This window comes from Conyzicola nivalis (genome assembly GCF_014639655.1).
In the GTDB taxonomy this organism is placed as follows: domain Bacteria; phylum Actinomycetota; class Actinomycetes; order Actinomycetales; family Microbacteriaceae; genus Conyzicola; species Conyzicola nivalis.
The window spans coordinates 1580194-1602326 of record NZ_BMGB01000001.1; the positions used below are offsets into that span (position 1 = coordinate 1580194).

The 22133-nt window shown below is 68.9% G+C and carries 24 protein-coding genes; 10 read left to right on the top strand and 14 right to left on the bottom strand.

What is annotated here, in order from left to right; all coding sequences use genetic code 11:
• From IEV96_RS07790 to IEV96_RS07810, 5 genes are all read right to left on the bottom strand, one after another.
• On the bottom strand, positions 1 to 510 hold the full coding sequence (locus IEV96_RS07790) for a GNAT family N-acetyltransferase (RefSeq protein ID WP_188510065.1): 510 nt from the start codon (positions 508 to 510) through the stop codon (positions 1 to 3).
• On the bottom strand, positions 507 to 1400 hold the full coding sequence (locus IEV96_RS07795; protein WP_188510066.1) for an alpha/beta fold hydrolase: 894 nt from the start codon (positions 1398 to 1400) through the stop codon (positions 507 to 509). Before IEV96_RS07795 ends, IEV96_RS07790 begins: the two co-directional genes overlap by 4 nt.
• Positions 1397 to 2239 carry a PhzF family phenazine biosynthesis protein gene (locus IEV96_RS07800; RefSeq protein WP_188510067.1) on the bottom strand — a complete coding sequence of 281 codons (843 nt, stop codon included), beginning with the start codon at positions 2237 to 2239 and terminating at the stop codon, positions 1397 to 1399. The genes IEV96_RS07795 and IEV96_RS07800 overlap by 4 nt, the downstream gene beginning before the upstream one ends.
• A gap of 56 nt (positions 2240 to 2295) precedes the next feature.
• Complete coding sequence (locus IEV96_RS07805; RefSeq protein WP_229733141.1) at positions 2296 to 3222, bottom strand: diacylglycerol/lipid kinase family protein; 927 nt, start codon at positions 3220 to 3222, stop codon at positions 2296 to 2298.
• A gap of 96 nt (positions 3223 to 3318) precedes the next feature.
• Entirely contained in the window at positions 3319 to 3912 is a 594-nt protein-coding gene (locus IEV96_RS07810; RefSeq protein ID WP_188510069.1) for a TetR/AcrR family transcriptional regulator, read from the bottom strand.
• A 111-nt stretch (positions 3913 to 4023) separates the two neighbouring features.
• On the opposite strand from IEV96_RS07810, the gene IEV96_RS07815 reads away from it, so the two are divergent.
• A complete protein-coding gene (locus IEV96_RS07815; protein WP_188510070.1) occupies positions 4024 to 5043 on the top strand; it encodes an aldo/keto reductase in 1020 nt (339 codons plus the stop codon).
• Positions 5044 to 5140: 97 nt separating this feature from the next.
• Here the strand turns inward: IEV96_RS07815 and IEV96_RS07820 are convergent, their stop codons facing one another.
• Positions 5141 to 7252, bottom strand: coding sequence for a copper-translocating P-type ATPase (locus tag IEV96_RS07820; protein WP_188510071.1), 2112 nt, complete (start codon positions 7250 to 7252; stop codon positions 5141 to 5143).
• Complete coding sequence (locus IEV96_RS07825) at positions 7252 to 7533, bottom strand: metal-sensitive transcriptional regulator (protein WP_188510072.1); 282 nt, start codon at positions 7531 to 7533, stop codon at positions 7252 to 7254. Before IEV96_RS07825 ends, IEV96_RS07820 begins: the two co-directional genes overlap by 1 nt.
• A 68-nt stretch (positions 7534 to 7601) precedes the next feature.
• On the opposite strand from IEV96_RS07825, the gene IEV96_RS07830 reads away from it, so the two are divergent.
• Together IEV96_RS07830 and IEV96_RS07835 are read left to right on the top strand one after the other, a co-directional pair.
• On the top strand, positions 7602 to 8237 hold the full coding sequence (locus IEV96_RS07830; protein WP_188510073.1) for an MBL fold metallo-hydrolase: 636 nt from the start codon (positions 7602 to 7604) through the stop codon (positions 8235 to 8237).
• 187 nt (positions 8238 to 8424) lie between these two features.
• Positions 8425 to 9828: an HNH endonuclease signature motif containing protein gene (locus tag IEV96_RS07835; protein WP_188510074.1), complete on the top strand. Its 1404-nt coding sequence runs from the start codon at positions 8425 to 8427 to the stop codon at positions 9826 to 9828.
• A gap of 146 nt (positions 9829 to 9974) precedes the next feature.
• Here the strand turns inward: IEV96_RS07835 and IEV96_RS07840 are convergent, their stop codons facing one another.
• Positions 9975 to 10568: a dihydrofolate reductase family protein gene (locus IEV96_RS07840; protein WP_188510075.1), complete on the bottom strand. Its 594-nt coding sequence runs from the start codon at positions 10566 to 10568 to the stop codon at positions 9975 to 9977.
• A gap of 131 nt (positions 10569 to 10699) precedes the next feature.
• Between IEV96_RS07840 and IEV96_RS07845 the strand changes: the two genes are divergently transcribed.
• Both IEV96_RS07845 and IEV96_RS07850 read left to right on the top strand, forming a co-directional pair.
• Positions 10700 to 11320, top strand: a complete 621-nt coding sequence (locus IEV96_RS07845) for a TetR/AcrR family transcriptional regulator (protein ID WP_188510076.1) — start codon at positions 10700 to 10702, stop codon at positions 11318 to 11320.
• Positions 11317 to 12966, top strand: coding sequence for an MDR family MFS transporter (locus IEV96_RS07850; protein ID WP_188510077.1), 1650 nt, complete (start codon positions 11317 to 11319; stop codon positions 12964 to 12966). Before IEV96_RS07845 ends, IEV96_RS07850 begins: the two co-directional genes overlap by 4 nt.
• Before the next feature lie 89 nt (positions 12967 to 13055).
• Here IEV96_RS07850 and IEV96_RS07855 read toward each other — a convergent pair whose 3' ends face one another.
• The 5 genes from IEV96_RS07855 to IEV96_RS07875 form a co-directional block, all read right to left on the bottom strand.
• On the bottom strand, positions 13056 to 13304 hold the full coding sequence (locus IEV96_RS07855) for a hypothetical protein (protein ID WP_188510078.1): 249 nt from the start codon (positions 13302 to 13304) through the stop codon (positions 13056 to 13058).
• Between the two features lie 22 nt (positions 13305 to 13326).
• Positions 13327 to 14337 (bottom strand): hypothetical protein, encoded by a 1011-nt coding sequence (locus tag IEV96_RS07860; RefSeq protein ID WP_188510079.1) that lies wholly within the window; start codon positions 14335 to 14337, stop codon positions 13327 to 13329.
• 227 nt (positions 14338 to 14564) lie between these two features.
• Positions 14565 to 15119 carry a hypothetical protein gene (locus IEV96_RS07865; protein ID WP_188510080.1) on the bottom strand — a complete coding sequence of 185 codons (555 nt, stop codon included), beginning with the start codon at positions 15117 to 15119 and terminating at the stop codon, positions 14565 to 14567.
• A 58-nt stretch (positions 15120 to 15177) separates the two neighbouring features.
• Positions 15178 to 15516, bottom strand: a complete 339-nt coding sequence (locus IEV96_RS07870) for a cupin domain-containing protein (protein ID WP_188510081.1) — start codon at positions 15514 to 15516, stop codon at positions 15178 to 15180.
• A gap of 26 nt (positions 15517 to 15542) precedes the next feature.
• A complete protein-coding gene (locus IEV96_RS07875; RefSeq protein WP_188510082.1) occupies positions 15543 to 15809 on the bottom strand; it encodes a hypothetical protein in 267 nt (88 codons plus the stop codon).
• Between the two features lie 90 nt (positions 15810 to 15899).
• Here IEV96_RS07875 and IEV96_RS07880 point away from each other — a divergent pair, with 90 nt between their 5' ends.
• Entirely contained in the window at positions 15900 to 16694 is a 795-nt protein-coding gene (locus tag IEV96_RS07880; RefSeq protein ID WP_188510083.1) for an SDR family NAD(P)-dependent oxidoreductase, read from the top strand.
• A 6-nt stretch (positions 16695 to 16700) separates the two neighbouring features.
• Here IEV96_RS07880 and treS read toward each other — a convergent pair whose 3' ends face one another.
• Positions 16701 to 18977 (bottom strand): maltose alpha-D-glucosyltransferase, encoded by a 2277-nt coding sequence (treS, locus tag IEV96_RS07885; protein ID WP_229733142.1) that lies wholly within the window; start codon positions 18975 to 18977, stop codon positions 16701 to 16703.
• Between the two features lie 169 nt (positions 18978 to 19146).
• Here treS and IEV96_RS07890 point away from each other — a divergent pair, with 169 nt between their 5' ends.
• The 4 genes from IEV96_RS07890 (at position 19147) to IEV96_RS07905 (ending at position 22122) form a co-directional block, all read left to right on the top strand.
• Complete coding sequence (locus IEV96_RS07890) at positions 19147 to 19311, top strand: hypothetical protein (RefSeq protein ID WP_188510085.1); 165 nt, start codon at positions 19147 to 19149, stop codon at positions 19309 to 19311.
• A gap of 111 nt (positions 19312 to 19422) precedes the next feature.
• A complete protein-coding gene (locus IEV96_RS07895) occupies positions 19423 to 20166 on the top strand; it encodes an ABC transporter ATP-binding protein (RefSeq protein ID WP_229733143.1) in 744 nt (247 codons plus the stop codon).
• The gene (locus tag IEV96_RS07900; RefSeq protein ID WP_188510086.1) at positions 20163 to 21512 is read left to right on the top strand and encodes an FtsX-like permease family protein; all 1350 of its coding nucleotides are present in this window, start codon (positions 20163 to 20165) and stop codon (positions 21510 to 21512) included. Before IEV96_RS07895 ends, IEV96_RS07900 begins: the two co-directional genes overlap by 4 nt.
• Positions 21513 to 21609: 97 nt before the next feature.
• Complete coding sequence (locus IEV96_RS07905; RefSeq protein ID WP_188510087.1) at positions 21610 to 22122, top strand: MarR family winged helix-turn-helix transcriptional regulator; 513 nt, start codon at positions 21610 to 21612, stop codon at positions 22120 to 22122.
• Positions 22123 to 22133 lie beyond the last annotated feature (11 nt).

A 22133-nucleotide genomic window follows, 5' to 3' on the forward strand; every position in this document is an offset into this window, starting at 1 on the left:
CTACGACCAGCCCAGCGCGAATACGACGTCGTCGCCGAGTTCCGCCCCGGTGACCCGGTCGAGGTCGGGGCGGCGTTCGAGGCCCGCGCTCAACGCCGTGCGCTGCGAACCGACGTTGCCGGGTGTCGTGTAGGCGATGAGCGGATGCGCCGAATGCTCGTCGCGCCACAGTTCGACCGCGGCGCGCGCCACCTCGGTGGCGTAGCCCTTGCCCCACGCTCGCGGTGTGTAGCGGTAGAAGAGGTTGAGCACCGTGCGGTCGTTCCAGGTGGAGAAGCGGATGCCCGAGAAGCCCACGACGCCCTCGTCGTCGCGCACCGTCCAGTAACCGAAACCGTGCTCGTGCCAGTGCGTGAGCCAGTCGCCGAACTGCCGTTGGGCGTCGCTGCGGGCGATGAGTGGTCCGGCGGGGTTGAACGCGTTGGTGAGCGGGTCGGCGTGGATGCTCCACATCGCGTCGAAGTCGACCACGGACAGGCGGTCGATGGACAGGCGTTCGGTGCGGGTCACGCTCCGGCCGCCAGGTCGAGGATCGAGCGGGCGAACTCGCGCGGTTCCTGCTGCGGCACGTTGTGGCCGACGTTCGCGAGGCGCTCCTGCCCGTAGGGGCCGACGAATTGCGAGCGGTCGTCGTCGGCGTCGGCGCCGAGCACGCCGTCGGCTCCGGACTCGAGGACGATCGTCGGCACGAGGATCGGCGGCGACTCGGCGAGCGCCGCCTCGATGGCGTCGTAGCGCGGGTCGCCCTCGACGAGACCGTAGCGGTGCCGGTAGGAGTGCACGACCACGTCGACGAAGTCGGGGTTGTGCAGGCTGGGCGAGCTGGCGGCGAAGACCTCGGGACCGAAGTTCCAGGTGGGCGACCAGGTGCGCCAAAGCAGTTCGCACAGCTCGTCGCGGTTGCGTTCGAGGCCGAGGCGGCCGCGCTCCCCGTGGAAGTAGTACTGGTACCAGTAGGTCGCCTCCCACGCGGGCGGCGCGGGCTCGCCGGCGGCAGCGAGGTTCTGCACGTTGTAGCCGCCGGCGCTGACGAGCCCCGTGACCCGCTCGGGCCATAGCGCCGCCACGATGCACGCGGCGCGTCCGCCCCAGTCGAATCCGCCGAGCACCGCGCTGTCGATGTCGAGGGCGTCGAGCAGGGCCAACAGGTCGGCGCCGAGCGCACCCTGCTGGCCGGACCGTTGTGTCGAATCGTCGAGGAACCGGGTCGGGCCGAAGCCGCGCAGGTAGGGCGCGATCACCCGGTGGCCGGCGCGCACCAGGCGTGGTGCGACCTCGTCGAACGCGCGAACGTCGTAGGGGAAGCCGTGCAGCAGCACGACCGGCGAGCCGTCGGCGGGCCCCCACTCCTCGTAGGCGATCTCGAGCACGTCGGTCGTCACCATCTTGATGTCGTTCATGCGATCTCCACCGCCGTTCCGCTCACGACGATGCCGCCGGTCGGCGGGATGTCGACGGTCAGCAGGCTCGGTCGCCCGACGTGGGCGCCCTGGTTGATCAGCACGCGCTCGGGCGCGAGACCGAGCGCACGCAGGTAGCCGCCGACGGATGCCGCGGCGGAACCGGTCGCCGGATCCTCGGTGATCACACCGACCGGGAACAGGTTGCGCGCCTCGAACTCGTGGCTCGAAACGGCAAACAGGGTGGTGACGGTGCCGGCCCACCCCTGTTCGTCCATCAGCGCGCGCATCGCCGCCGGGTCGAACGCGAAGCTGTCGAAGCGCGACCGGGAGGCGAAGACCAGCACCGGGTGCCGGTTGCCGGCGAACGAGACCCGCGGCGGGAAACGCGGGTCGAGGTCGTCTCGGCCGATGTCGAGCAGACCGAGCAGGGTGTCGAGCACGCCGTCGTCGATGGCCGCGACCTCGGGTTCGACGCTCGTGAACGCCGCCGTGATCTCGTCTCCGTCGTGCGTGGTCTCGATCGAGATCGGGCCCACCGGGGTCTCGAAGGTGACGGTGCCGGCGCCGTCGCGCCGCGCGAGCGCAACCGCGGTGGCGACGGTCGCGTGGCCGCAGAACGGCACCTCGGCGATGGGCGAGAAGTAGCGGACCCGGGCGTGCCTGGTGTTGCCGGCTATCGCGGGATCGACGAGGAACGCGGTCTCGGCGAAGCCGACATCCGCGGCTATCTCCTGCATCCGAGTGTCGTCGAGGGAGCCGGCGTCGAGAACGATGCCGGCCGGGTTGCCGCCGTCGGGCGTCGAGGCGAACGCGGTGTATCGCAAAACGGAAGTCATTGCCCCATCGTCTCAGCTACCGACGACAGCGGGCATCGCCAATCGCCGATGGGTGGCTACGGCATCAGAACGTAGAGCGCACCCGGCACGATCTCGACGTCCACCGGGAGCAGCGAGACCCGCTCGCCGTCGGCGTAGGCAGCGACCGAATCCGCCTCGACGCGCACGGTCTTCGCGCGGTGCACGGTGACCCGCCGGTCGGTGAGGTGGGTGCCGGCGAACACGCGCGGGAACACCCGCAGGAACGCGATGCGCGACAGCGGGGTCACGACGAGCACGTCGAACAGTCCATCGTCGATGACGGCGTCGGGGGTGACACGCATGCCGCCGCCGATCGACTGGTTGTTGCCGACGGCGATGAGCGCGGCGTCGGTCACGGTTTCGACCCCGTCGAGCACGAGGCGGTAGCGGATGGGGCGCAGCCGGGCCAGTTCGATCGCGAGTGCGACGAGATAGCGGCTCTTCCCGCGCGGACGCCGCAGGGTGTTGGCGCGCTCGTTGACGATGGCGTCGAAGCCGGCCGAGAGCACGCTCGCGAACCAGGTGGTGCGGGGTTCGCCCGTGGAATCGTCGGTGTGGCGGATGCGCCCGGCGTCGATCGCCCGCGCCGGTCGCGCGAGGGCCGCCACGAGCACGTCGATCGCCGCGCCCGTGTCGCCGACGGGGATGCCGAGCCCGCGCGCCATGTCGTTGCCCGTGCCCGATGGGATGATTCCGAGCGGGATGGTTCCGGTGGCCAGCAGGTTCACCCCGAGGCTTACCATGCCGTCGCCGCCGACGACCACGAGGGCGTCGGGCTTCTCGGCTAGGGCGCGGTTCGCGACCTCGACCAGCCGCGTGAAGCTGGGCTCTTCGAGGGCGGTGACGGTGTGACCGAGTGCGCGCAGCCGGGCGACGACGGTGGGGCCGACCGCGCGGCTCTTACCGAACGACGCGGACGGGTTGATGGCGACAACGATCGTCAGCGGCTGCGGTGTCGGCACGGGTTCATCGTAACTGCGGATGCGGGTCGAGTAGGTCGCCCAGCGACCGTATCGAAACCCTCGCCCGGTTTCCATACCGGCCGTAGACGGCCTTGCTCAACCCGCTTCGACCCGCAGACCGGCCAGCAGCAGCGCTACCAGCCGGCGCGCGTCGTACTTCGGGTCGCTGTCGTCGCCGACGCTGAGATTGCCGATGCCGCGCAGCAGTTCGTACGCGCTGACCTCGGATGTGATCTGGCCCGCCCGCACCGCGGCGTCGATCAGCTGGCCGCACGCCGGAAGGAGGTGCTCGGTGAAGTAGCCGTGCAACTGCTCGAATCCCGCGCGGTCGTGCTGCAGGGCGCCGGCGAGCCCGTGCTTGGTCACGAGGAAGTCGACGAAGAGGTCGGACCATTCGACGAGTGCGGCGTGTGGTGACGCAGCGCTCGCGAGCAAGGTCGGAGCGGCCTCCGCGCAGGCGATGACCTGGTGGCGGAATACCGCGACGACGAGATCCGCCCGGGTCGGGAAGTGCCGATAGATGGTCGCCACACCGACGCCTGCCTTCGCCGCGACGTCGCGCACGGGAGCTTCGACCCCCGACGATACGAATACGGCGGCCGCGGCATCCAGCAACGCCTGCTCGTTGCGCTGGGCGTCCGCGCGTTTGGTGCGCGTCGACGTCTGTGATCCGTCGTCTGTCGTGGTCACGGTGGTTTCTTTCGCGGCGAGGCTTGCGAAACGGAACAGTGTTCCGTATCGTTGCGGAACAGTGATCCGCTTATCCAGTATGGCAGACACGACTATCCCGATGGAGAAACCATGAAGTACCGCACCCTCGGTCGCACCGGCGTCCAGGTCAGCACGCTCGCGCTCGGCGCCATGAACTTCGGCGCGATCGGCAAGACCACTCAAGACGACGCCACGGCGATCGTCGACGCCGCCCTGGCGGCAGGCATCAACCTCATCGACACCGCCGACCGTTACAGCAACGGCGAATCAGAGGAGATGGTTGGCAAAGCGATCGCTGGCCGTCGCGACGACCTCGTGCTGGCGACCAAGTTCTACTCGCCGATGAGCGACGAGCGCAATCACCGGGGCACGTCGCGACGGTGGACGGTGACGGCGCTCGAAGACAGCCTGCGACGACTCGGGGTCGACCACATCGATTTGTATCAGGTGCATCGCTGGGACCCGACGACGAGCGACGACGAGACCCTGTCGGCCCTGACCGATCTGCAGCGCGCGGGCAAGATCCGCTACTTCGGTTCGTCCACCTACCCGGCGTACCGCATCGTGCAGGCGCAGTGGGCGGCTCGCGAGAACCGCTCGGGCCGCTTCGTGACCGAACAGCCCGGTTACTCGATCCTGCAGCGAGGGATCGAGACGCACGTGCTGCCCGCGACCGAGGAGTACGGCATGGGCGTGCTCGCCTGGAGCCCCCTCGCGTCGGGCTGGTTGTCGGGGGCGATCCGCGCCGGGCAGGAGATCAGCACGAACCGCTCGACTGTTATGGCGGGTCGGTACGACCTGTCCGTTCCGGCGAACCAGGCCAAGCTCGACGCGGTCGAGAAACTCGCGAAGGTCGCAGATGACGCCGGTCTCAGCATGATCCAGCTCGCGCTCGGCTTCGTCACGGCCCACCCGGCCGTGACCAGCGCGATCATCGGGCCGCGCACGACCGCACACCTCGACTCGCAGCTAGCCGCGGCCGACGTCGAGCTGTCTAACGACGTGCTCGACGCCATCGACGCCATCGTGCCGCCCGGCACCGACCTCGCGCCCGAGGAGAAGTTCGACACCCCGCCGTCGCTGCTCGACGCGAGTCTGCGCCGCCGCTGAGCCGTGAGCGGGTTGAGTAGGTCGCTCAGCGACCGTATCGAACCCTCGCCCGGTTTCGATACGGGCCGTAGCCGGCCCTACTCAACCCGCTGGCCCGCTACAGCTTTACCCGCCGCAGCAGCTGCGCGTTCAGCGCCACCACGATCGTCGACACCGACATGAAGATCGCGCCGACGGCGGGCGAGAGCAGCACCCCGGCGCCGTACAGCGCCCCTGCGGCGAGCGGAATGCCGATGACGTTGTAGCCGGCGCCCCACCACAGGTTCTGCTGCATCTTGCGGTACGTCGCCTTCGAAAGACGGAACGCCGCGAGCACACCCCTCGGATCGCTCGAGGCCAGCACGATGCCGGCCGATTCGATCGCGACATCCGTGCCCGCCCCGATCGCGATCCCGACGTCCGCCTGGGCGAGAGCCGGAGCGTCGTTCACGCCGTCGCCGACCATCGCCACGCGGGTGCCGTCCTTCTGCAGCCCCGACACGACGTCCGCCTTCTGTCCGGGAAGCACCTCGGCGAACACCTCGGTGATGCCCAGCTGCGCCGCGACCCAGTCGCCGACCTCGCGCGAGTCTCCGGTGAGCATCGCGACGCGCACGCCGCTCTTCTGCAGTTCGGCGACCGCCTCGGCCGACTCGGGGCGGATGACGTCGGCGAGCGCCACGAGCCCGAGCACGCTCGTGTCGTCGAGCACGTAGACGACGGTCTTGCCCTGCGCGCTGGCGTCGCGGCCGGCGACTTCGAGTTCGGCGGGGAGGTCGAGCCCACGCTCGGTCACGACGCGTCCGCTCGCGACGGTGATGCGGCGCCCGTCGACGGTCGCGGATGCGCCCCGCCCCGAGAGCGACTCGAAGTCGGTCGCCCGCGGTACCTCGAGAGGCCCCGCCGCCGCGACGATGGCGCGGGCGATCGGGTGTTCGGAGTCCGCCTCGACGGAGCCGGCGAGCGCCAACACCTCGTCGCCGTCGAGCCCGGCGGCCGCGACGACGTTCGCCACGCCCTGCTTGCCCTCGGTCAGGGTTCCGGTCTTGTCGAACAGCACCACCTGGATGTTGCGGGCGTCCTCGAGTGCCGCACGCGATCGCACGAGCAGGCCCTTCTTCGCGCCGATCGCCGTGGACAGCTGCGCCACGAGCGGGATCGCGAGACCGAGGGCGTGCGGGCAGGCGATGATCAGCACGGTGACCACACGTTCGATCACGAACGCGGGATCGTCGGGGGTCACGAGCGCCCAGACCACGAGCGTGATCACCGCGGCGGCGACCGCTATATAGAAGAGGAGCGCGGCGGCGCGATCGGCGAGTACCTGCGGGCCCGACTTGCTGGCCTGCGCGTCGGCGACCAGCTTCATCACGCCGGCGATCGCGGTGTCGTCGCCCGTCTTGGTCACGCGAACCCGCAGCGCGCCCGAACCGTTGATGCTTCCGGCGATGACCCCGTCGCCCACGGTCTTCGCCACGGCGCTGGACTCTCCGGTGAGCAGCGATTCGTTGACTTCGGATGCGCCCTCGCTCACCTCACCGTCGACCGGTACCGCGGCGCCGGGCCGCACGAGCACGGTGTCGCCGACGCTGAGCGAGGCGACGGGCATGGTCATGGCGTGGTCGCCGTGCAGTACGTCCGCTTCATCCGGGATCAACTTCGCCAACTCGCCGAGCGCGTTCTGCGCGCCCATGATGGCGCTCATCTCCACCCAGTGGCCGAGCAGCATGATGGTGATCAGGGTGGCGAGCTCCCACCAGAAGTCCATGCCGGGGAATCCGAGCAGAACCGCGAGGCTATAGACCAGGGCCACGACGATGGCCAACGAGATGAGGGTCATCATGCCGGGCTGCTTCGCGCGCAGTTCCTGCACTCCGCCGCGGATGAAGACGAGTCCGCCGTAGAAGAAGATGACGATCGCGAACGCCGCCGGGATGAATTCGCTGCCGGGGAAGCGTGGACCGTCGAGGCCGAGGATGTCCTGCAGGCCGTGCGAGAAGACCAGGGTGGGGATGGTGAGCACGAGGCTCAGCCAGAACTTGCGGCGGAACTGCGCGGGGTCGTGGTGCGAGTGGTCGCCGTGGCCTTCGCGGCCCGCGTGGCCTTCGTGGCCCGCGTGGCCTTCGTGTCCTTCGTGGTGATCGGTCGCTGAGCCTGTCGAAGCGCCGTGATCGTGATGTTCGTGCGTTGAGCCCGTCGAAACGACGTGGCCCGTAGGGTGCTGGGTCATTACTCTCCCCTGTTGTTGTTGAGTTCGTAGACCTTGAGCAGTTCGTCGACGGCGAGCTCTTGCTGCTCTCCCCCGGCGGCGAACATGTCGGTCACGTGGGTGCGCAGGTGGTTCTCGACGAGCAGTTTGTTGAGGCTGCGCAGGCTTTTCTGGATGGCGAGCGACTGCGTGATGATGTCCATGCAGTAGTCCTCGTTGTCGATCATTCTCTCGAGGCCGCGCATCTGCCCCTCGAGGATTTTGGTGCGGTGCAGCGCGCGCTTCTTGATATCGGCGATCATGTCAAGGAGTATACCCCCCGGGGGTATCGCATTCAACGCTCGTGCACCCCCGGTCGTACGCTGGATCCATGAAGCTGACCAAGCACGAACACGCCACCCTCGTCCTCGAAAAAGCCAACGAGACGCTGGTTGTCGACCCGGGTGCATTCACCCTCCCGCTCACCGAGGTGCGCCACGTGGTGGCGATCGTCATCACGCACGAGCACCCCGACCACTGGACGCCGGAACAGCTCGACCGCATCCTCGAGATGAATCCCGACGCCAAGATCTACGGCCCGCAGGGCGTCGCGATCGCCGCATCCGCCTACCCCGTCATCGTGGTGCGCGACGGGGACGAGATCGCGGCCGGCGGATTCACGCTGCGCTTCTTCGGCGAGAAGCACGCCGTCATCCACTCGTCGTTGCCCACCATCGACAACGTCGGCGTGCTGGTCGACGGCGCCGTCTTCTACCCGGGCGACTCGTTCACCATCCCTCCGGTCGAGGTCGACGTGCTGGCCGTGCCCGCCGGAGCCCCCTGGCTCAAGATCGGCGAGGCGATCGACTACGTCGCGGCGGTGAAGCCCAAGCGCTCGTTCCCGACGCACCAGATGGTGCTGTCGGTCATCGGAAGCAACATGGCCAACGACCGCATCAAGGCGGTCACCGAGGCGAACGGCGGCGAGTTCTTCCCGCTCGAGCCGGGGCAGTCGCTCGAGCTGTAGCGGCGCTTCGGGGGCGGATGACGCGGGGCCGGCGCGGCTCGTCGGCGGGGATTCACGCCGCGGCGAGCGCGTAGGGCCCGTGTCATCCTGTCCTCCACAGGTGGTGGCCCGCTAGCGTTATCCACAGCATAAACGGTGCTTGACCTGCTTTTTTATTAATGTCGGTGGTGCCGGTGACACTTCAGGCATGAACGAATCGACAGAGGTGATCCGGCAGATCGGCGACCAGCTCGCAGCTCTTGCGACGGTGCCCGCTGCCGCTGCGACCGACGACGATCTCGTCGCCTTCGCGGTCGAACTCGAGCGAGCGGGGCGCTTCGTCGACGCCCTGCGAACGCGGGCCGCGGCCGAGCTCGACGAGCGATCGTCGAGCCGGCTCGACGGGCTATCCGACAGGTACGGCTTCCGCACCGGCGCCCAGTTGCTCGAATTCCTGACCCGCGTCTCCCCGGCAGAGGCGGCGCGTCGGGTGCGCCTCGGACGAGCGACGATCAGCACAGCGAGTCTCGTCGGCGACGAGCTGCCGCCCAAGCACCCACGGGTCGCTGCGGCTCTTCAGCGGGGCGAGATCGGAGTCGACTCGGCGAACATCATCATCCGCTGCCTCGACCAGGCGTCGCCGCACGCCTCCGTCGAAGACCTCGAGGTCGCCGAGGCCGAGCTGGTTGATGCGGCGGCCCACGACGGTGCCGACCTCATCGCTGTCCAGGCGCGGGCATGGCGCGAGGCGCTCGACGCCGACGGTGCCGAGCCGCGCGACGAACGAATCCAGCGACTGCGCTCGTTCCGGATCGGTCGCGAGAACGAGAACGGTCTCACGCCCTTCAGCGGGGCGGCCGATCCCTACTTTGCCGGCCTGCTGCGTACCGCCCTTAACAACGCGAACAGGCCGGGCGTCGAACCTCGCTTTCTTTCCGAGACCGACCGGCAGACGGGTCTCAGCATCGTCGAGTCCGACGAGGGCGAGGTGATCGAAGGTGTCACCGATCCGCGCACGCGCGATCAGCGCAACTACGACGTGCTGCAGGGTGTTGTCACGGCGGGGCTCCGATCTACCGGAACGAAGACCGGCGAGATGCGCGATCTCGCCCAGGTCACCGCCGTGATCACCATGGACGATCTCGAATCAGGCAGCGGTGTCGCCTGGATCGACGACGTCACCGAACCCGTTTCCGCCGCGACGACCGCGGAGGTGGTCTGCGCGAAAGGACTCGCCAAGATCATCATCGGCGAGAACGGCGAGCCGCTCTATCTCGGCAAGCACAAGCGCTACTTCACCGCCGCTCAGATGCGCGCTCTCGCCGTGCGCGACGGTGGCTGTGTCTGGCCGGGCTGTGGTGCACCGGCTGCCTGGGCCGAAGGGCATCACGTTCGCGCGTACGCCGACGGCGGCCCGACCGACATCGACAACGGGGTGCTTCTCTGCCGGTACCACCACCACAAACTGCATCGATCCGGTTTCCAGATCCGCATGATCGACGCTCGACCGCACATGCTGTTGACGCCGGCGATGGACCCGGCGCAGAGATGGCGCCCGGTCGGGAAATCCCGAATCGAGGCGGTTCAGGTGCGGCGGGAGAAGGCCGGGTGACGGGCCGGGCGGGGCGGGCCGGGGCGGGCGGACCGGGCGGCGCGGTCGGGCCGGTCGGGCCGGGCGGCGCTTGTCGCAACGCCGAGTCGCGAAGCGCGAGCCCGCGGGCTCGGCCGGTCTCGGCTGGGCTCGGCCGGCTGCAACGATTACCCGCGCGGCACCGGGTAGACCAGGTGCGTCACCCGCGCCGTCTGGATGATCGTGGTCGGTTCGTCGAGCACGCGGGTGGAGCCGCCCGTGAAGTACGGACGCCCCGAGCCCAACACGACAGGCGCAAGGTCGATCCGCACCTCATCGAGTAGACCTGCCTCGAGGGCCTGCGTCGCCACCTCTCCCGCCGCGACGCTGACTTCCCGTCGGCCGGCGATGGTCTGCGCCACCCGGATCGCCGCCTCCACACCGTCGGTCACGAAGTGGAAGTCCTTCGCGCCCGTGTAGCTCCAGTCGGCGGGCGGCTCGTGCGTCATCACGACGACCGGAACGTCATACGGATGCCGCCCCTTCCAACCGTCGGTGACATCGAACAGCCGCCGACCAACGACGATGGCGCCGAGCGCGAGTGTCTGATCGCGGAGATAGTCGTGGCTGGGTTCGGTGACGTGGAAGGTCAGATCGTCCATCGCGGTGGTCATCTCGATGCCGCCCGCCTGATACCAGTCGAACAGTGCCCCCGGATCGTCGTCGTCGTAGGCGATGTAGCCGTCGAGCGACATCGACGCCGTGGAATAGACCGTGCCCATCGCGCACCTCCGGCTTGTTTGCCGTCAAATGTAGGAGTCGTCGGCGTGGGAGGTCAACCGGTCGAATCGCAACCTTGCAGTTCCGCAACTTTGCACTTGCGTAACTTTGCGCATCGCGCAATAATGGACCCATGACATCCGAGACCCTGGGGCTGCGCGACCGCAAGCGCATCGAGACGCGCGAGCGCCTCGAGAAGTGCGCGGTCACCCTCGTGATGCGCGACGGCATCGAGAACGCGACCATCGACGCGATCAGCGATCTCGCCGATGTCTCGCCGCGCACCTTCTTCAACTACTTCGACAGCAAGGAAGACGCGATCCTGGGTCTACGTGATGTCGAGATCACCGACGAGGCGATCGCTGCCCACATCGCCAGCCATCCCGACGCCGACGCGATCGAGTCGATCGTCCGGCTCATCGTCACCCGGCTCGGCACGTCGATCACCGAGCGCGAGGTGCGCGCCACCCGGCTGGAACTCGTGCTGCGACATCCGCAACTCATGGGCAGGCAGTTCGCCCAGATGACGCGCATGGCCGAGCGGCTCTCGAGCGCGGTCACCGCGATCCTCGAACGCGACCCCCGGTTCGACGGCGCCGACTCCCCCACCACCGAACTCGTCCTCGCCATCTGCGGAGCCGCCGTGCGCGTCGCCGTGATGGAACTCGCGGCCTCGCACTGCGAGCCCGACCCCGAACAACTGCAACAGCGGGCCATCGTGCTCGTCAGAGAGGTAGTACAGAAACTCCAATGAGCGCCACAACCACCACAGCGCGACCCGCCGCCGATCCGGCGCTGAAACGCAACATCCTGCTCGTCTTCGCCGGGCTCATGGTCACGATGCTGCTCGCGTCACTCGACCAGACCATCTTCTCCACCGCGCTCCCGACGATCGTCGGCGAGCTCGACGGCGTCGACCACATGCTGTGGGTGACGACCGCCTACATCCTCGCGTCCACGATCATGCTGCCCGTCTACGGCAAGCTCGGCGACCTCATCGGCCGCAAGGGCCTGTTCATCGGCGCGATCGGCCTGTTCATCGCCGGCTCGATCGTCGGCGGCCTGGCGGACAACATGGCCTGGCTCATCGCCGGCCGCGCCATCCAGGGCCTCGGCGGCGGCGGTCTTATGATCCTGTCGCAGGCGATCATCGCCGACGTGGTCCCCGCCCGCGAACGCGGCAAGTACATGGGGATCATGGGCGGCGTCTTCGCGCTGTCGTCCGTCGCCGGACCGCTGTTGGGCGGCTGGTTCACCGAGGGCATCGGCTGGCGCTGGGCGTTCTGGATGAACATCCCGCTCGGCATCCTCGCCATCGCCTCGGCCGTGGTCTTCCTCAAGCTGCCGAAGGTGGAGCACGCCAGGCCGCGCATCGACTTCACCGGAATGGGCCTGCTCGCGCTCGCCTCGACGTGCCTCATGCTCGTGACCACGTGGGGCGGAACGACCTACGACTGGGATTCCGTCGTGATCATCGGTCTCATCGCCGGCTTCGTCGTCACCGCCGTCGCGTTCGTGATGGTGGAGCGCGCCGCCGCCGAGCCGATCATGCCGCTGCACCTCTTCACGGACCGCAACTTCAACCTCACCACGATCGCCGGCCTCATCACCGGTATCGCCATGTTCGGCGCCCTCGCCTACCTGCCGACCTACCTGCAGATGGTCACCGGCGTGAACGCCACCGAGGCGGGCCTGCTGATGATCCCGATGATGGCGGCGCTCCTGATCTCGTCGATCGCCTCGGGCCAGCTCGTGAGCCGCACCGGACGCTACAAGTGGCTGCCGATCGTGGGCACGTTCATCGTGGCCGCAGCACTCGTGCTGATGTCGACCATGACACCCGAGCTCCCGATCTGGATTCTCTGCTCGTACCTCGCGCTGATGGGACTCGGTCTCGGAATGAGCATGCAGATCCTCATCCTCATCGTGCAGAACTCGTTCCCGGTGCGCGAGGTCGGAACAGCGACGGCGTCGAACAACTACTTCCGCCAGATCGGTGCCTCGCTGGGCGCCGCGATCGTCGGCAGCCTGTTCGTCGCCCGCCTCACCGACCTGCTCGCCGAGCGCATGCCCGCCGGCGCCGCGGACGGCGGCGGCTCGAACTCGTTCACCCCCGCCATCGTGCGCGACCTGCCCGACGCGGTGCGCGACGTGATCGTCGGCGCGTACAACGACGCGCTCACCCCGGTGTTCCTCTACATGGTGCCGCTCGTGATCGTCGCCGCGATCCTGCTCTGCTTCGTGCAGGAGAAGCCCCTCGCCACCACGATCGAACGCGACATCCTGCCGGAGTCGCTCGAGATCGACGGCGCATCGAGCGTGGCACTCACCACCGCATCGATCCCGGTGGTCGGCGGTTCGGATGACACGGCGCGCGCAGAACGCACGCCCCGGGCGTAAACGCCCGAACCGACAACGGCGGCCTCCCCTCCCTCGCGGGTGGGGAGGCCGCCGTCGTTGGGGTGCGGCCGTCGGGCCGGGCGCTCCAGCTACTCGGGCGCTCGGGCGCGTTCGGCGTCGCGCCGACGCTGGATGCGACGCGCGACGAGCTGGCTCGCCACGATCTGCAGAACGACCACCGCCATCACGATGTAGCCCGCCACGATGACGTTGGCGGTCGAGCCCCACGCGAACGCGGCGACCGCCAGCCCGACCGCGATGCCCCACACCGCCCAGTAGGCGGACGCGAACACCCCGGTGTGCGTCGCCTCCCAGAGGGCACTGCGCTGCTTGACCACCGCTCTCTCCCTACTGGCCACGCTAGGCATAGCACCTGATGTAGGCGAGATGCGCGTAGGAGACGAAGTTAGCCTTCCACACCCGGAACCCGATGCACTGACCGCTGCCGAGCGCGAGACTGGCCTGCGCCCATGCTCCGGCGAGAACAGCCGCGCACACCGGCGCTCCACCGCCGAGGATGGCGCACGCTCCGCCCACCGGCAGCACGTTGGCCGCGAGGGCCGCCGTCTCGCCGCGTGTCAGTTCGAGCGTGCACCACAGCCGGTCACAGCGCACCCGCGGGTCGGCGATCACCGGGTAGGCCGCACCGGCGTGCGACACGTTCTGCGTGAGGATGTTGCCGGCCACCGAGTACGACGTGGGTACGGCGGCACCGGTCGCATCCTTCGCCCAGGCCGGCACGACCGAGTTCACGACGGCTCCGCTGGCACTGAGAACGTCGATGCCACCACCCTCGACCGGCCGCAATACCGCCGGCTTGCCGTCAACGGTGAACGCGAACCGGTAGGCGGTCGGTGCGGTCGGCGCGTTGATCACGACGTACCCGGCATTGCCGCCGGTGCTCGCCGCGCTGAGGGCGAACGCCGAGTCGGCCGTGTTCGCGTACACAGCCAGGCCGGACGGGCTGAGCGCCTTGGCGGAACCCGCATCGGTCACCGGCGTGATACTGAGGCTGTTCGTCCCGGTCGGAACGGTGAGTCCGGTCTTCAGCGAGACTCTCGCGCCGCTCGTGACCGCCGGTGCCTGTGCGGTAGACGAGGCATCCGGCGCCGCCAGCTTGGAGCGCGACGGGGGCGCGACATCCGCGACGGCCCCCGCCCCGCGAAGGATCTGCTCGACCCCCGCCGCATCGACACTGCCCGCGTTAGTGCTGCCCGCGTTAGCACTGCCCGCGTTGGCACTGCCCGCGTTGGCACTGCCCGCGTTGGCACTGCCCGCGTTGGCACTGCCCGCGCCGACACCCACGGCGTGTGCCGGGCTGGCCGTGAGTGTCGACGCGGTGATCGTGAGGGCCGCGATCGCGGCGAGCACAAGGACTCTCTTCGACCGTGCCCCGGTTGGGTAGGCCTGATGGGCCCGCGCCGGGAAGCCGTCGGTTGGCAAACTTTTCACAATGTTGCTCCTTTGTCTTCGGTGGATCCCGGCACGCGGAAGACGTTATGGGAGCAACAGCGGGAGCGGTGCGAATGGAAGGAAACCGGTCGGGAAAATCGGGCGGCCTGTGGATAACCCGGGCCGGCTCGCGGTGGTGAGTCGCGCTAGCGCGCGGCGCGTACTTCTTCGAGCCGCCGCAGAACGATCGCCTCGAACCGCACGTAGAGACTCTCCGGGCCATCGTCGTCGCGCGCCTCGAGGATCCAGCGGTTCGTCACCTCGAAGCACTCGAGGGTGACGTCGACCGTCAGCTGCTCAAGCAGTCCGTCACTGATCCGGCCGCCGACGAGGGTGCGGATCTGCGTGGCGATCAGCGGCCCCATGACGGCGGACATCCGCGCGTCGAGCCGGGGCGCGATCGATCCGACCCGCATCGCACGGTAGAACGCGCGGCGCCTGGCGAAGTGATGGGAGAAAGTACTCACCGTGGGCGCACCGGATCCGTCGAGACCGAGGTCGGCGGTGGCCAGGCGCAGCGCGGCCTCGATCAGCAGCTCGTCGACCGAGTCGAAGAGTGCGGATGCCACGCCGGCGTCGACCCGCGCGGCGGCGGCGATCTCGTCCAGAGTGACGACGGAGGTTCCGGCGCGCTCGACGACACCGATCGCGGCCGCGGCGAGAGCGGCACGCTGATCAGCGGTCCCCCGGCGCTCAGTCATTGCTGCAATCGTACCGAGCGCACATTTGACCCGGCTGTGCGGCCGCCGCAGGTTGGCCCTACTGCGCCCAGTCCTCCTGGATGATGCGCGGCGACGCGTGGATGTTCACCATCAGCGACCGTCGATCGGAACGGTTCTTGAACTCGTGCCACGCACCCGCCGGCACGACCGCGATCGTGCCGGCCCCGAGCATCCGCAGCTCTCCGTCGACGATCACCTCGATGTCGCCCTCGATGATCACGAAGGTCTCGTCGTACGGGTGACGGTGCTTGTCGGCGCCACCGCCCGGCTGGTTGCGGACGACGAAGAAGGAGACGGATGATCCGAGCCCCTCGCCCTCGAAGCGGGCGGTACCGCCCGCCACCCGCGTCAACGTCTCGAAGTCGATAGTTTCCATGGCGCAGATAGTAGGCCGTGGCGCCGTCACTCGTAAGTGCCGACCAGAACCCACTCGTTTCGGGCGGAGTCGAGCCGCACGTCGAACACGCGGCAGTCGCCGGTGATGGTGGTCGCCTGGAAGCGCCAGCCGCCGCCAAGACCGGCGGTCGGGTGCATCGTCCACTCGTTTATGGGAGTGGCAGGCAAAACCGTGGGAGCATCCGAAACCCGGTAACGCTCTCCGGCGTAGACCAGGCGACGCGGCACCCCGCGCTCGTCGAGCCACACCGCGACGCGATCGTGCAGCATCATGTCAGTACCTCCATCATTCGAACACACGTTCGAATGTATCGATGATGGCACTCCTCCGCGCGACACGCCAAACGAGCCTAGGCTCAAATCATGCGAATCGATCTCGAAGGCACAACCGCGCTCGTCACCGGCTCCACCCAGGGCATCGGGCTCGCCATCGCGACGGGTCTGGCCGCCGCCGGAGCCCGCGTGGCGATCAACGGGCGCAGCGAATCCAGCGTGCAGCGCGGCATCAGCGACGTGCGATCGACCGTGCCCGACGCCCAGCTGATCCCGCTCGTCGCCGACATCAGCACCGAGGAGGGCAGCGCGACCGCGGTCGAAACGGTGCCCGACGTCGACATCCTCGTCAACAACCTCGGGATCTTCGGGGCGAAGCCGGTGCTCGAGATCGACGACGAAGAGTGGAAGCGCTACTTCGACGTCAACGTGCTCACCGCGGTGCGCCTCACCCGCCTGTACCTGCCGGGGATGATGGAGCGCGAGTGGGGACGCGTTCTGAACATCGCGAGCGACTCGGCGATCGTGATCCCGGCCGAGATGGTGCACTACGGCGTCTCGAAGACCGCGCTGCTCGGCGTCTCGCGCGGCTACGCGAAGGAGGCCGCCGGCACCGGCGTGACCGTGAACTCGGTCATCGCCGGCCCGACCCACACCAAGGGCGTCGAGGACTTCGTCTACGAACTCGTCGACCCGGCCCTGCCGTGGGACGAGGCACAGCACGAGTTCATGCTCAAGCACCGCCCGCAGTCGCTGCTGCAGCGGCTGATCGAGCCGGAGGAGATCGCCAACATGGTCGTCTACCTCAGCTCGCGTTTCGCCTCCGCGACGACGGGGGCCGCCGTCCGGGTGGACGGCGGCTACGTCGACTCGATCGTGCCCTAGTCGCGCCTAGGCGGTTTCTTCCGGCTCCAGCTCTTCGCGGCGCAGGATGAGGAAGCGCGCGCCGTACGGCTCGAGGGTGATCGGGAAGCTGTGCAGGTCGTCGACGACGCCGATTTCGGTGTCGTCCGCGGCATCCGTCACCGTCGCCCGCGGCGGGAGCGACTCCGAATGGATCGTCCCCTCGATCGCCTCGTCGGTGAAGTTGAGCGCGGTGATCTGCATCACGGGCAGGCCGTTCTCGTCGAAGTCGAGCAGTTCGTGCACGAGCACGAGCATGCCAGGGCGGGCGACGTTCGGGATGTCGACCTGCGTTGCCGTCGCGATGCCGTACTTCGCGCGCACGGCGAGCATCGCCCGGAGGCGCTGGGCGAACGAGTCGGGCTCGGCGAGCTGCTCGGGGAGCGGCCCGTAGAGCGACCGCGCACGCGGCATTCCCGACGGCGACTTCGTGGCCTCGGGCGACTGGCCGAGCAGGTCGAGGGCACCGCGCTCGATCCAGCGGGTGTCACCCTCTGCGATCAGGTCGGCGACCTCGTCGCGCGGCACCGTCAGCATGCCGAGCAGGTCCCAGCCGGAGAGCGCGAAGACGCCGGGCTGCCACGAGTTGAACGCTGCCAGCAGCAGGTGCGCGTCGCGGATGGGCGCGACGTCGTCGTCTCCGATGGACTCGAGCGTCTCGTGACCGCGCGTCGCGGCGATCAGCGACGCCGTCGTGCAGGCGATGCCGTTCGTGGTGAACACGAGGTTGTAGTCGGCGGCCGGCTCGGTGAGCGCGACCGTGAGGTCGGACCGCACGGATTCGGCCAGCTCGGCGCCGGTGACCTCGCCGTTCTTGTAGGAGAAGAGGTCGTCTTTGTGCAGCGTGGCCCAGTGCACGAGCTCGTAGGTGAGCTCGTCGTGGTTCTGCAGACCGTGCACCAGGCTGACGGGCTCGACGCCCAGCTCGAGCGAGGTGCGCAGCGTGAGACGCAGGAACTCGGTGTCGCCGGTCGCGAGGGCGTGGTGGTATGCCGGACGGTTGATGAAGTCGTAGGAGAGGTCGGCGCCGACGACGCTGGTGTCCCTGATGTCTTCGATCGTGAGGTTGAGCTCCTGGAAGCTGAAGCCGCCGACCTTGCGCACCATGCCGGCGATGATCTGGTTCGCGGCGTGCGAGAGCGGGTGGCCCTCCGACCAGGCCGGGAGACCCTCCGCGCTCTTCTCGACGCCGAGGAATCCGTTGGCGTCGAGTCGCAGCGCGCTCGTGCCGAGGTCGCCGAGCGAGTGCAGGGCATCGCCGATCACCAGGCGCATACCCGCGAAAGTCGGGTCGAGCCAGTTGACCGAGGGCTGACCCTCCTTGAAGTAGTGCAGGTAAACCCAGCGGCGGGTGACACCGTCGACGCCGATCACGGGAGCGGTCGCGCTCCAGTTCGTCTCCTTGACGCCGGGCTGGTAGAAGATCACGCGCTGCAGCTCGCCGATGATGTAGCCATGCTCGGCGAGCGCGGCCTCCGTCGCCGAATCCAGGTTGACCGAGTCGCGGCCGGCCGGGACCTCGGGCAGGAGTCCCCACTCCTCTTCCGGGATCTCGACCATGTGGTAGATGCCGGGGTAGTCCTTGAACGCCATCTCGGCGAGGCGGAAGTCCGCGCCCTTGCCGGTGTGGCCGGGTACGATGTCGTCGATGATGATGCCGTCGTGTTCTTCCGCGACATCCGTCATGCGACGGAAGGTGTCCTCGTCGCCGAACGCCGGGTCGATCTCGGTGCTGATGCGGTCGAAGTGGCCGTCGACGCTGGGGGTCTCGCCCCAGCCGACGATGCCGCCGGCGCGCTTGACGGGTCCGGTGTGCACGCCGTTGATGCCGATGGCCTGGAAGGCCTCCCAGAGCTCGGGCTCGGCGAGCGCGGCGAGGAACGACTCGCCGGGGCGGGTCATGATCGAGATCGGGTAGGCGGTGAACCACACGTCGGAGATGCCGACCGCGCGACGGGCGTCGGGGCGGGCGTAGGGGTTGCGCCACATGCTCGGCTGGCCCGAGAGCTGGCGGCTGAGCACGTCGGCGTCCTTGAGCATCGCCTGACGCACGAGCCACTCGACGTACGCCGGGTTCAGCCCGTTAGCCGAACGCGGGTCGGAGAACGAGCGTCGGAGGCTGCCGCCACGCAGGTTGGCGCGGGGGCGGAGACGCCGGGGCCGCGCCGGATAGAGCTGCTCGTCGTAGGTGATCTCCGAAGGGTCGCGTTCGAGGATTTCCTCTTCCGCGTCCGGTCCGGTCAGTTCGGGATTTTCGTCGTTCACACTTGCCACCTTTTCATGCCGCGCCGGCTCCCCTCGACAGTACAGGCCGCAGGTGTCGCGCGCGGTCTTCCGGCACGCCCTGTCGCTTCCCCGCCCGGTGTGTCATACCCCGAACGACCGCTGCTGAGAAGCCGTTGATGACGCTGTCGGCCGCGCGTAGTTTTGCGTGATGACTACCGAGAACACCCGCGGGGACGCCCAGCCATCCGACGAGCCGACCGCCGCCGAGCTCGAACTCCAGGACAGCCTGCGGTCCATCCGCAATGTCGGCGAAAACGCGGGACGCGGCAGCGAGCCCGACGAAGACGACGAGGCGACGTCTCCCCACAGTTAAGGGGCCGCCCTCCGACGATTCGGATGTCTCGGCAGGAGCATTGACGTTTGGGTGATGTTTCACTTACTCTCGCACCTGTGAGATGGCCATCCGGTCGTGAAGGAGCCGATTGTGGACGACGTACTGCTGAGCGCGCGCGACCTGACGAAGAGTTTTGCGACCCGCGGCGCCGCTGACACACCACCCGCTCTGCGCGGGGTGTCCCTCGACGTGCGCGCGGGCGAATTCGTCAGCATCGTCGGTCCGAGCGGTTCGGGAAAGTCGACCCTCCTCTACTGCCTCAGCGGACTCGAACTGCCGACGTCGGGAACGGTCGAGATCGGCGGCGTCGACATCTCCCGACTCAGCCCCAACCGGCGCGCGACCCTCAGGCGGGAGCGCGTGGGCTTCGTGTTCCAGTCGTACAACCTCATTCCGTCACTCACGGTGCGGGAGAACGTCGCCCTGCCCGCCCGCCTCTCGCGCCGCCCGACCGACGACGCGGCGGTCGACGGCACTCTCGCCCGGGTGGGACTCGCCGCGCTCGCGAAGGTCTACCCCGGCACCCTGTCGGGCGGACAACAGCAGCGCGTCGCCATCGCCCGCGTGCTCGCCACCGCCCCCGATGTGGTGTTCGCCGACGAGCCGACCGGCGCGCTCGACACCGCCGCCGGTTCCGTCGTGCTCGATCTGCTGCGGGAGGCCGCTGCCGACGGCCACGCGGTGGTGATGGTGACCCACGACCTCGACGCCGCCGCCCGCGCCGACCGCGTGCTCGTGATCCGCGACGGCGCGCTGCACCGCGAACTCGCGCGGCCCACGTCGCGCGAGATCTTCGACGCCGTCGAGCAGTCCGCCCGTCGCAGCGCATCGTGACCACGCTCGTCTTCGCCGACATGGTGCGATCGGCGCGCATCTGGTTCGGGGCGTTCATCGTCGTCGCGGTCGCCGCTTTCGCGGCCACGGTTCCCGCGGCACTCACCGAAACGGGCCTGCGCGACGCGACGCTCGCGGGCTACGCGCTCGTCGCGATCGCGGCCACGATCACCCTGCTGACGGTCATCGCGACGGTCGTCGTGGTCGGCTCCGTCATGCGGCTCACCGTGGCGCTGCGCCGCCGGAGTTACGCGCTCTGGCAGACGGTCGGGGTGATGCCGTCCCGGGTGCGGGGCGTCGTGGTGACGCAACTGCTGGTCGTCGCGGCCGCAGGGGCCGCTCTCGGCGCGGCGGTGGGTGCCTTCGTGACGCCGGCGGCCACGGAGAGCGCACTCGACGGGTCGAACGGCGTGGACACGTTCGACGTCACGATCTCGCCGATCGTCGCCGCGGGTACGGCCGTCGCCGTCGCCGTCGTCGCGCTGTTGGCGGGCGACTCGGCCGCGCGCCGGGCGGCCCGCACCAGTCCGCTCGAGGTCTTGCGCGAGTCGCCCGTGGTTCGCGGCGCCCGCGTGTGGCCACGATGGGCCATCGCGGTCGTTCTCCTCGCCGTGGTGGCGCAGATGCTCTCCGGCCTCGCGGCATCGGCCGCGGCCGGCGGGGGCGCGGCGGCGATTCTCATCGGCCCGCTGCTGGTCGCGGCGACGGCCGCGCTCGGCCCGGTCGTCTTCCCCCGCGTCATGCGTCTCTGGACGGCGATCGTGCCGGCGAGCGCCTCGGCGTCGTGGTTCGTCGCCCGCGCCAACACCCTCTACGCCGTCGACCGCAGCTCGAGCATCGTGGCCTCGCTCCTCGTCGCGGTGGCATTGCCCGGCACGTTCGCGGCGGGCGAGGGCACTCTCGCCCGCGCCCTGGCGATCCTTCAGGGTGGCGAGGCGGTGCAGAACCCCGGCGGCACGACACTTCTCGTGCTCGGTGGTCCGGTGTTGTTGGCGGCGGCCGGCGCAGCCGCGGCGACCGTGATGTCGAGCGGGGCACGCGCGCGCGAAGGCGCCCTGCTCAGCGCCGCCGGCGCACCGCCCGGATTCGGCCTCGCGACCGCGCTGTGGGAGGGCGCGATCCAGGTCGTCACGGCCGGGCTCATCGCCGCGGTCGTGATCGCGGTGACAGCGACGGCCCAGGCCTGGATCCTCTCGACGGTGGCTCCGGGGGCGACCCCCGACTTCTCCCCCGTCACCTTCGGATCCACCTTCGCCGTGACGACGGCGGGATTGCTGCTGGCGACCCTCGTTCCCACCCTGGCGACGAAAAAGCAGGAGGTACCGCAGGCGCTGGGCGACGAGTAGAGCGGGGTCGCCCCGGCCGAGTTCCCCATCTCCCCGGCTGCTGCGAAGATGGATGAGTGCGGGTGGGTTCGCGCCGCACCGGACAGGGTCAACGAACATGGCAAAGCATCAGGTACCGACGGGGTCGCCATTCGGGCTCCTCACCGACGAGGAGAGCCGCGCCTGGTTCGCCTACATGAAGCTGCAGTTGCGACTGCGCTACGAGATGAACCGCCAGCTGCAGGCCGACAGCGGCATTTCGCTCGCCGACTACGACGTTATGGTCGCTCTCACCAGCGCGGAGGGCGCCCGTATGAGCATGTCGGCCCTCGCCACGCGCATCGGGTGGGAGCGCAGCCGCACCTCCCATCACGTCAAACGCATGACCGGCCGCGGCCTTCTCGCGCTGTCACCCTCGGCCGCAGACCGGCGTGTGACCGAGGTGAGTCTTTCCGCCGAGGGCTGGGGCGTGCTGCGGGATGCGACCCCCCGCCACGTCGAGCTCGTGCGCTCCATGTTTTTCTCCGGGCTCGATCCGGCGCTGCTCGACGCGCTGAGCGCGTCACTCGAGCAGGCGTACGAGACGGTCATCGAGCACGGAACGCTCCCCCGCCCCGACGACCACCCGTGAGACGCGCCCGC